We start from the raw sequence: 8,579 nt of genomic DNA, 5'->3' as shown, positions 1-8,579 counted from the left end.
GCGGATGAACTTAAAATGATTCAAGATCGTATTAATCACCGACCACGTAAACGATTAGGTTTTAAAACTCCGTACGAAGTGTTTCACCAGTCCCTAAACCGTGTTGCACTTCGTACTTGAAACCACTTTTGTATTTTGCAAATTTTTCCTCATCAATTCCCTTTTTTGTCGCCCAACAAATCAGCATTTTGATACACACTCTTTTTTTAAGGGCAAGTGAATCATCTCTTTACCTTGACCTCACCCCTAAATTCTGGACATTTCAAAACTAGAGAATTCCGGCGATACTAACCTCAAAAAGGGGTCGCCATGAAGCGTTCAAAATTCACCGAAGAGCAAATCGCCTTTACCTTGCACCAAGTCGATACGGGTACTTCTGTCGAGGAGGTCTGCCGTAAAGTCGGCATTTCTCAAGCTACGTTTTATGCGTGGAAGAAGAAATACGGAGGTCTAGGGGTATCTGAGTTACGGCGCCTTCGGCAGCTTGAAGAAGAGAATCAAAAACTTAAACAGCTCGTGGCAGATCTCAGCCTAGACAAGGTCATGTTGCAAGATGTCCTAAGAAAAAAGCTTTAAGGCCGACGCAGCGTAAACAGCTCGTCGGCCATTTGATTGATCAATATCGAGTCAGTATCCAGAGAGCTTGTAAAGTCTGCATGCAAAGTCGAGCGGGTTGGTACAAAAAGCCCAAAGGTAAGCCCCTGGATGAGCCCCTTAAAGCACGCATGCGCGAGATTGCAGCTACCCGCGTACGATTCGGATTTTGGCGTATTTATATACTCATTCGGCGCGAAGGTTGGATCGTGAATCATAAAAGAATTTATCGTCTCTACAAGGCGGAAGGCTTGAATTTACGAACTAAGAAGCCGCGCAGAAGGAAATCAGCAGCTAACAGAATGGATCGAATCGTGTTAACCGCACCTAATCAGAGCTGGAGTATGGATTTTGTATCGGACGCATTATTTGATGGTAAAAAAATTCGATCACTTACCGTAGTCGATAACTTCACGCGGGAGTGTTTAGCTATTGAAGTAGCCCAGTCACTGACAAGCGATGATGTGGTTCGCGTACTCACCAGGATCACCTGCGAACGCAATCAAACCCCTCTTCGAATACAAGCTGACAACGGGCCAGAGTTTGTCTCGTTAGTCCTCGATAAGTGGGCGTATGAAAACAACGTGACGTTAGATTTTTCGCGACCAGGAAAACCGACAGATAATCCATTCATTGAATCATTCAACGGAAGTTTCCGCGATGAATGCTTAAATACCAACTGGTTTATGTCGTTGGAAGACGCCCGAAAAAAGGTCGAAATCTGGAGACAGGACTATAATCATTTTCGACCACATTCATCACTGGCCGATACCGCACCATTCATGTTTGCCAAGCAGTTTTATGAATCTCAACCCTGTCGGATTTTCTAAGTCTGAACTGTCCAGCTATCGGGAGGAGGTCACTATTGGAACGGAAGTCTCTATTTTCGCTTTGTTGCTCAAAAAGGGAAGTCTACGACCTCTCCGCGTTTAATTCTTATTTAATGCATAATCACGAATAGACATATTGTCTGAAATCGTGGGGACACATTATGAAAAAAAACTTTGCTCGACTGCTTTTGTCTGGTTTCACAGCAACCTTGATATCGCTCTCAAGCTTATCAATCGCAGCTGAAATTGGATTGCCGCAAACAATCAAACTGATCGTGCCTTTTACGACCGGAGGCAGCAATGACATTTTTGCCCGGGCGCTCAGTGAACAATTAAGTGCGAAGCTCGGCTCGACAGTGATCGTGGATAACAAGCCTGGCGCGGGCGGTGTTGTTGGAGCCGCTGAAGTTGCGCGGGCAAAACCGAATGGCGGAACCTTGCTTTTCAGCTCGAACTCGTTCGTGACCCGTGCCGCAGTCGATACCAATTTGCCCTTCAACCACCGCACTTCTTTTACACCGGTCGCAATGGTGGCCCAAGGTGCGCTTCTTTTGGTGGTCGCCAACCATACGCCCTATAAAACGACGGCCGACCTCGTCAAAGACGCGGCTAAAAAACAAGTGAATTATGCGACTGCGGGCATCGGCTCGATTGCCCACCTGAGCACGGAGCTTATGAATTCCATGGCAGGTATTCAAATGACCCACATCCCATACAAGGGCATTTCTCCCGCGCTGACAGACATGGTGGGAGGTCGCGTTGAAGCACTGATCGCGACACCGGCATCAGTGGGGGGTGCTTTGCGGGCCAATCAAGTCCGTCCAATCGCAGTCACCACTTCGACCCCTTCTCCGTTTTATCCCGAACTCCCTCCAATGGCACAGGCCATTCCGGGGTACTCCGTGGATGTCTGGTGGGGTGTGCTCGGACCAGCCGGAATGCCTCAGGCAATTGTTGACCGGCTGAATCAAGCAATCAACGAGGTTTCACAATCCCCGAAAATGAAGGAGATCTTTTCAAAAGAAGCTGCCGTTCCTTACATCATGTCTGCCAAGGAATTTGGGGCTTACATGAATCAAGAGCTCGACAAATGGCAAAAAGTCGCTAAAGAGAGAAATATCAAGCTCGCTGATTAATCACGATGGAATTATTTTTTGGACGCAAAATTCACTTTCGCAGTGTGCTTGTAAGGCGGTGAAAACACAGTGTGATCACCGCCACATTTTTTTGTAATGGCTGCAGCGGCGTTCATGACCAAGGGTAAAAATTCCTTGAAAACCTTGCGATCAAAACGGAAGACCGGCATCCCCAGGGAAATCGAACAAATCAATGTCTGTTTGGGTCCAAAAACCGGGCAAGCGATGGCTGCGGCTTCGGAGCCACGCTCAGATAGCGAGACGGAGTAATAAGCCTCACGAATGATATCGAAACGCTCCCCTTTTTCACCGGAAAATGCCAACAAAACTTTTCCGGCAGCCCCCTTGTCAAGCTCGACTCTCTCGCCTTCTCTGACGTGCATCCTGACAGCTCTTGGCTGCACCATACGGTGCAAACAAATCCGATCATTACCCTCGCGGATATAAATTGCAACCGTCTCTTTGGTATCTCTGACTAACGTCCTGAGCACTGGCGCAGCGTAATCCCATATCCGAAATGTCTCCTGATAAAGCATGCCCAGATAAAAGGGCGTCGCGCCAAGCATGAACCTCCCGTCGGCCAATCGGTTGAGGAAACCGGCATGCTCCAGAGACTCGCATAAACGCAAGATCGTGCTGTGATAGAGACCTGTCGCAGCGGAGATTTCCGCAAGCGTCATGCCCTCGACGCTTTTGTCGAACGCCAGCAGGATTGAGAGGGCACGGTTGACGGCTGCGACACCGGGTTCTTTCTTTTTAATGACCATTCATCGACTCTGGAAATGAAAACAGACATACTTTCTATTTTTGATATGATAGATCATCGAAGAATTTCCCACCATATTCAATTGATTGCAGACCGCACCGATGACTGACCAACTTATTTTCGATGTTCATGAAAAAATCGCGACGATACGATTAAATCGTCCGGAAAAATACAATGCGTTTAATGCTGAAATGCTGGCTGCATGGGCGCAGGCATTGCGCGAAGCCTCCACTCGCGAAGATGTGCACGTGATTGTTGTCACCGGTACTGGAAAAGGCTTTTGCTCTGGCGGCGATGTCGGCAACATGCACAACCGCAAAGAGGACAGTGCCTATAGCCGCAAGCTTTTCCTGTCCGATCACGTGCATCAGATTCCGCTCACACTCGAGACCATCGACAAGCCTGTGCTCATCGCAGTCAACGGCGTCGCAACAGGCGCCGGCATGGACATGGCATTAATGGGCGATATCCGTATTGCCGCGCGCAGCGCGCGCTTTGCCGAAACTTACGTCAAAGTAGGTCTTTTTGCAGGTGACGGCGGAACATGGTACTTGCCTCGCATCGTAGGCATGTCCAAAGCACTCGAGCTTTTTTGGACAGCGCGCTTTGTCGACGCGGATGAAGCCTTGAGCCTGGGAATTGTCAACAAAGTCGTCGATAACGACCAGCTGATGCCAGCGACCTACGAAATGGCGGGTCAGATTTCTGCGCAGCCCCAACTCGCTGTCAGAATGATGAAACGCGCGGCCAAGCAAAGCATGGCGATGGACTTGAGGACGCACCTCGAAATGGCCTCTTCGCATATGGCTGCGATGTATTCCACCGAAGATCATAAAGAAGCGGCTACCGCCTTCAAAGAAAAACGTCCTCCAGTTTTTACAGGACGTTAATCAACGGTTCTGTTAATGAACGGTTCAATTTATTAAATATTCATATCGCTCTACAAACAGATTTTGGAGAAATGCAATGGATCTGCAAGCTTGTACTGATGGCCTCGACAGTGATGAAGTGATGATTCAGGATTTGGTCGCGAAATTCGTCGATCAGGAACTGATGCCACTTGAAACAGCCGTTTTAGAGCGCGAAATCAAAGGCGAACATCTCACACTGACCAAGGAAGAAGAAGCGCCTCTGCTCGAAAAATGCAAAGAACTCGGTCTCTGGGCACTTGACGCACCCGAGGAGTATGGTGGGGCCGGGTTATCCAGCGTGACCCTGGTCGCACTCAACGAGGAAATTGGTCGCACTGTGACGCCGTTCTCATTTCCGCCAGATTCACCCAACTTGCACATGTTGATGGCGACGGCAACCGAAAGTCAAAAAATCAAATACCTCGAACCCTACGCGGCTGGCACAGCGAAATCAGGCATTGCCATTTCAGAACCCAATGCGGGTGGCGATCCGTCAGGCATGATTACGCGCGCCGAACGTGATGGTGACTCCTGGGTGATCAACGGACGCAAGATCTGGGTCAGCCGGATGAAAAGCGCAGACTTTACTGTTGTCATGGCGCGTGTCGGCCAAGGCAAACGTCACGAAGGCATCACCGCCTTTATCGTGGACCGTGGCACGCCGGGTTTTAACGTGCTGCGCGAAATACTGATGCTTGCGGGACACAGAACCTACGAAATCGCTTTTGAAGACTGCCGCATCCCTGCGGAAAACTTGCTCGGGGCGATCGGCGAAGGCTTTGCGCCGATGCAATTACGTCTGAATATTCGCAGACTGCAGATGGGCGCCTGGTGTATTGGCATGTGCCGCAGAGCGCTTGAAATGATGAGCTCGCACGCCAAACAGCGCACGACCTTTGGCGCCTTGCTTTCAGATCGTCAAGCCATTCAATGGTGGATCGCCGACGGCGTCACCAAAATGCACGCCTGCCGCCTGATGGTGCGTGATGCGGCACGCAAACTCGATCTCGGACAAGATATCCGCACCGAAGCTTCCATGATCAAAGTTTACGCCACTGAACTCGCAACCGAAGTACTGGATCATGCAATGCAAACGTTTGGTGCGATGGGCGTCACTAAAGAACTGCCTCTGCATTTGATGGCTCAAAAAGCACGTGTCATGCGCGTCTACGAAGGACCCAGCGAAGTTCATCGCATGTCGATCGCCAAGAAAATTTTGAAAACCGTCAAGTAATGCCCATGAACAGTGCATCTCAAACCAACGCCGCGAGCAAGCCTCTTGATGGCATCACGGTCATCGATTTGACCCAGATCTATCAAGGTCCTTATGCCACCTTTTTAATGGCCAAGGCAGGTGCGAATGTCATCAAGGTCGAACCCATCATGGGGGAGCCTTCACGCATCCGGGCAAAAGTCAGTGGCGGCGCGTCCCTGCCAATGGCAATGCTCAATGTGAATAAAAAAGGGATCACACTTAATCTGAAAACAAGCAAAGGCAAAGAGTTATTCAAAAGACTCATTGCCGATGCAGATATTGTTGTGGAGAATTTCACGCCAGGCGTGATGGATCGCCTCGGGTTAGGCTGGGAAGTCTTGCATCAAATCAATCCGAGGCTCATATACGGCTCTGGAACAGGCTACGGTCTTTCCGGGCCTGACAAAGACAATCAAGCGATGGACGTGACGATTCAGGCATCCTCTGGTGCGATGAGTGTCACGGGTGATCCCGATGGTCCTCCACTTCGCTCTGGCTCCTCATTTATAGATTTCCTGAGCGGCGTCCATCTTTACGCAGGGATCATCACCGCACTCTTTGAACGCACCCGCACGGGTTTGGGACGTCTCGTCGAAGTCTCCATGCAGGAAACTGCCTATCCCACGATGGCTTCCAATCTAGGATTGGTGTATCGATCCAAAGGCAAAGTTCCCCAGCGCGTGGGTAACCGTCATGGCGGTTTGGCGCTTGCGCCTTACAACGTCTACGAAGCAAAAGACGGTCACATCGCGATCGTATGTGCGACCGAAGATCACTGGGTCAAGATTTTAAAATCCATGGGTCGAGAGGATCTGGCGACGGATGAACGATTCTCCACCAACAAGGTCAGAGTTGAAAATATCAAACGCACCGACGATTTTGTCGAGGCGTGGACGCGCACCATTACGCGTAGTGAGCTTTTCAAACTTAGCAAAGAGTTTGGATTTCCTGCCGCGCCAGTACGCGACCTGATCGAGGTCATGAATGATCCACATATGCATGCGCGCGGACAACTCGAATGGTTTGATGATCCCGACCTAGGCCGCGTTGTGCTGCCTGCCAGCCCTCTCATCATTCACGGTGCCGAACGCGTCAAAACTGTTGCAAGTCCGTCGCTCGGACAACATAATGAAGAAATCTATGGCGGAAAGCTTGGCCTGAGTCAGACGGAATTACAAGCACTCAAGGCAGAAGGCGTGATTTGAGCGCCCACAGACTTTAAACGCCATCCAGTATTCACCCAGGGAGACAAAATTGAAAACCATACTTGAAACCTTCGCAGAGCACTTTTCAAACTCGACGTTTGAGCAGCTGCCTCCAGCGGTTGTGCATAAAACCAAGCTCTTGATCCTTGATTACCTGGGTGTATCAATCGCTGGATTAAAGATGGATTTCCCGCGCATGACGATCGACTATCTGCGCAGTCTCGAAGGCGTTGGACAATCCACGCTCATGGGCTCGACACGCAAAGTGCCTGCCATTCATGCCGCACTGGGTAATGGCGTGGCAGCGCATGCCCTGGATATGGATGACGGTTTTCGTTACGGCGGCGTCCATGCGGGCGTTGCCGTGATTCCTGCGGCTCTAGCGCTCGCGGAGTCCCTTCAGCTCAGTGGCAAACAGTTGATCCTTTCGATTGTCTGCGGCTATGAAATCGTGAACCGAATTTCAAAAGCGATGAATCCCTCCCATCTAGGGCGTGGATTTCACACCACAGGCACCATCGGCGTGTTGGGTGCTGCCGCAGCTTGCGGCGTACTTGCCAAGCTCAACAAAGAGCAAATGGCGAGCGCATTAGGCATGTCTGCGCTTCAGGGTGCCGGACTGCTGGAGATCCTCAACGATGGCGCAATGGTCAAGCCCTTGCACCCTGGTAAAGCCGCCATGGCGGGCATCCTCTCGGTCGAACTGGCCAAACGCGGCGCCAAGGGTCCCCTGACAGCACTCGAGGGTGAAAAAGGACTGTTCAAAGCGATGGCCGATGGTGTCAAGACAGACGGGCTTTTCGATGGGCTCGGCTCTGATTTCTACATCATGGGTCAGTACATCAAATTCCATGCTGCCTGCCGACATATCCATCCTGCGATCGATGGTCTGCTTGACATCATGCGCAAAGAAAATCTTTCTTATCAAGAAATCGATGCGCTGAACATCACCACGTATCCCGTCGCGATCAGTTTTTGCGGCACTTCATCCCCTCCCGAAACTGCAGAAGCTGCGAAATTCAGCCTCGCCTCCTCATGTGCGATGGCCGCTTTCTATGGGGATGCCGGCGAAGAGCGATACTCTTTAGACACGATTCAGAATCAGGAAATTAAAAAGCTCGCGACACGCGTCACGAGTGCTGCGAACTCCCGTTGGGCAGATGCTTATCCTCGCGAACGTGGCGCGAACATTGAATTGAAAACAACCAAAGGGCAAAAATTCTCGACGGAGGTGCCACTTTCCAAAGGTGAGCCTGAGAACCCCGCCAGTGACGAAGATTTTGTTCGTAAATATCAGCAAAACGTCGTGTCACAAGACAAATCCTTGAGTGATCAAATTCTGGATATGACGCTCACTCTGGAAACACAACAAGTTTCACCGCTCGCGACGTTATTAGGCAAGCTTCAGGGGAACTGAGATGAAACAGAACGTCGCAGCGATTATTAAAAGATTGCTCTTCCTCTGTTCCCTCTCGGTAAGTTGCGCATGGGCCGCTTTTCCGGATAAGCCTGTCACACTAGTCGTGCCCTTTGCTCCTGGCGGATCGAACGATATTGTCGCGCGACAGCTCGCTAAACAGTTGACAGCGCAGTGGGGCCAGCCAGTCATCATTGAAAACAAACCAGGTGCTGGAACCGCGATCGGTGCTGCTTACGTTGCAAAACAGCGTAATGATGGATACACATTGCTTGTTGCGTCCTCGACCTTCACGATGGCGCCTGCCGTGAATCCGAAACTTCCCTTCGATCCTGCTTGGGATTTCACTCCCGTCGCCATGATCGGGGAAGTCCCTCTGGTCTTGGCTGCCAAACCGAACGCTCCAGGCAAAAACGCGCAAGAGTACTTCGCTTATCTGAAGCGTACGCCCAATTTGAACTACGG

Annotated in this window: 8 protein-coding genes and 1 pseudogene; 8 read left to right on the top strand and 1 reads right to left on the bottom strand. The window is 50.6% G+C overall.

Annotation, left to right across the window (positions count from 1 at the left end; all coding sequences use genetic code 11):
• The 3 genes and pseudogenes from QWY30_RS15730 to QWY30_RS15720 form a co-directional block, all read left to right on the top strand.
• Positions 1 to 120: pseudogene (locus QWY30_RS15730) on the top strand (IS30 family transposase); the annotation flags it as partial.
• A gap of 189 nt (positions 121 to 309) precedes the next feature.
• Positions 310 to 1,424, top strand: a protein-coding gene (locus QWY30_RS15725) for an IS3 family transposase (protein ID WP_435433421.1) whose coding sequence is annotated in 2 segments (ribosomal slippage) — positions 310 to 559 and positions 559 to 1,424 — 1,116 coding nt in all. Because the reading frame shifts where the segments join, the coding sequence is not laid out codon by codon here.
• A gap of 161 nt (positions 1,425 to 1,585) precedes the next feature.
• Positions 1,586 to 2,560 carry a tripartite tricarboxylate transporter substrate binding protein gene (locus tag QWY30_RS15720; protein ID WP_290242624.1) on the top strand — a complete coding sequence of 325 codons (975 nt, stop codon included), beginning with the start codon at positions 1,586 to 1,588 and terminating at the stop codon, positions 2,558 to 2,560.
• An 11-nt stretch (positions 2,561 to 2,571) separates the two neighbouring features.
• Here QWY30_RS15720 and QWY30_RS15715 read toward each other — a convergent pair whose 3' ends face one another.
• Positions 2,572 to 3,327 carry an IclR family transcriptional regulator gene (locus tag QWY30_RS15715; RefSeq protein ID WP_290242622.1) on the bottom strand — a complete coding sequence of 252 codons (756 nt, stop codon included), beginning with the start codon at positions 3,325 to 3,327 and terminating at the stop codon, positions 2,572 to 2,574.
• A 100-nt stretch (positions 3,328 to 3,427) separates the two neighbouring features.
• Here QWY30_RS15715 and QWY30_RS15710 point away from each other — a divergent pair, with 100 nt between their 5' ends.
• The 5 genes from QWY30_RS15710 to QWY30_RS15690 all read left to right on the top strand — a co-directional run.
• Positions 3,428 to 4,216, top strand: coding sequence for an enoyl-CoA hydratase/isomerase family protein (locus QWY30_RS15710; RefSeq protein ID WP_290242620.1), 789 nt, complete (start codon positions 3,428 to 3,430; stop codon positions 4,214 to 4,216).
• Positions 4,217 to 4,292: 76 nt separating this feature from the next.
• Complete coding sequence (locus QWY30_RS15705) at positions 4,293 to 5,471, top strand: acyl-CoA dehydrogenase family protein (protein WP_290242619.1); 1,179 nt, start codon at positions 4,293 to 4,295, stop codon at positions 5,469 to 5,471.
• A 5-nt stretch (positions 5,472 to 5,476) separates the two neighbouring features.
• Entirely contained in the window at positions 5,477 to 6,697 is a 1,221-nt protein-coding gene (locus tag QWY30_RS15700; protein ID WP_290242617.1) for a CaiB/BaiF CoA transferase family protein, read from the top strand.
• Positions 6,698 to 6,746: 49 nt separating this feature from the next.
• Positions 6,747 to 8,114 (top strand): MmgE/PrpD family protein, encoded by a 1,368-nt coding sequence (locus QWY30_RS15695; protein WP_290242615.1) that lies wholly within the window; start codon positions 6,747 to 6,749, stop codon positions 8,112 to 8,114.
• A 1-nt stretch (position 8,115) separates the two neighbouring features.
• Positions 8,116 to 8,579: tripartite tricarboxylate transporter substrate-binding protein (locus tag QWY30_RS15690; protein ID WP_290242613.1), on the top strand; the 464-nt coding region annotated here is incomplete at its 3' end.

Source organism: Zwartia panacis, assembly GCF_030410395.1.
Lineage (GTDB): Bacteria > Pseudomonadota > Gammaproteobacteria > Burkholderiales > Burkholderiaceae_B > Zwartia > Zwartia panacis.
This window is presented reverse-complemented; position numbering and strand designations above follow the sequence as displayed.

What these genes read in the sequence shown, in the direction of transcription:
- QWY30_RS15720 (WP_290242624.1), top strand. Translation starts at nt 1,586, where the DNA reads ATGAAAAAAAACTTTGCTCGACTGCTTTTGTCTGGTTTCACAGCAACC.
- QWY30_RS15715 (WP_290242622.1), bottom strand. Translation starts at nt 3,327, where the DNA reads ATGGTCATTAAAAAGAAAGAACCCGGTGTCGCAGCCGTCAACCGTGCC.
- QWY30_RS15710 (WP_290242620.1), top strand. Translation starts at nt 3,428, where the DNA reads ATGACTGACCAACTTATTTTCGATGTTCATGAAAAAATCGCGACGATA.
- QWY30_RS15705 (WP_290242619.1), top strand. Translation starts at nt 4,293, where the DNA reads ATGGATCTGCAAGCTTGTACTGATGGCCTCGACAGTGATGAAGTGATG.
- QWY30_RS15700 (WP_290242617.1), top strand. Translation starts at nt 5,477, where the DNA reads ATGAACAGTGCATCTCAAACCAACGCCGCGAGCAAGCCTCTTGATGGC.